At 54.1% G+C, this 965-nt stretch carries 1 rRNA gene; it reads left to right on the top strand.

Features of this window, described 5'->3' with window-relative positions:
- Positions 1-965, top strand: a 23S ribosomal RNA gene (locus tag CRT23_RS27655); the annotation flags it as partial.

Below are 965 nucleotides of genomic sequence, written 5' to 3'. Positions count from 1 at the left end.
CCTAAGGTAGCGAAATTCCTTGTCGGGTAAGTTCCGACCTGCACGAATGGCGTAATGATGGCCAGGCTGTCTCCACCCGAGACTCAGTGAAATTGAACTCGCTGTGAAGATGCAGTGTACCCGCGGCAAGACGGAAAGACCCCGTGAACCTTTACTATAGCTTGACACTGAACATTGAGCCTTGATGTGTAGGATAGGTGGGAGGCTTTGAAGTGTGGACGCCAGTCTGCATGGAGCCGACCTTGAAATACCACCCTTTAATGTTTGATGTTCTAACGTGGACCCGTTACCCGGGTTGCGGACAGTGTCTGGTGGGTAGTTTGACTGGGGCGGTCTCCTCCTAAAGAGTAACGGAGGAGCACGAAGGTTGGCTAATCCTGGTCGGACATCAGGAGGTTAGTGCAATGGCATAAGCCAGCTTGACTGCGAGCGTGACGGCGCGAGCAGGTGCGAAAGCAGGTCATAGTGATCCGGTGGTTCTGAATGGAAGGGCCATCGCTCAACGGATAAAAGGTACTCCGGGGATAACAGGCTGATACCGCCCAAGAGTTCATATCGACGGCGGTGTTTGGCACCTCGATGTCGGCTCATCACATCCTGGGGCTGAAGTAGGTCCCAAGGGTATGGCTGTTCGCCATTTAAAGTGGTACGCGAGCTGGGTTTAGAACGTCGTGAGACAGTTCGGTCCCTATCTGCCGTGGGCGCTGGAGAACTGAGGGGGGCTGCTCCTAGTACGAGAGGACCGGAGTGGACGCATCACTGGTGTTCGGGTTGTCATGCCAATGGCACTGCCCGGTAGCTAAATGCGGAAGAGATAAGTGCTGAAAGCATCTAAGCACGAAACTTGCCCCGAGATGAGTTCTCCCTGAGACTTAGAGTCTCCTGAAGGAACGTTGAAGACGACGACGTTGATAGGCCGGGTGTGTAAGCGCAGCGATGCGTTGAGCTAACCGGTACTAATGAAC

Origin of the sequence: Methylobacterium sp. V23 (assembly GCF_002917135.1) — a bacterium.
Classification (GTDB): Bacteria; Pseudomonadota; Alphaproteobacteria; order Rhizobiales; family Beijerinckiaceae; genus Methylobacterium.
Note: the sequence above shows the minus strand (reverse complement) of the source record. Positions and strands in the feature narration are given on the sequence as shown.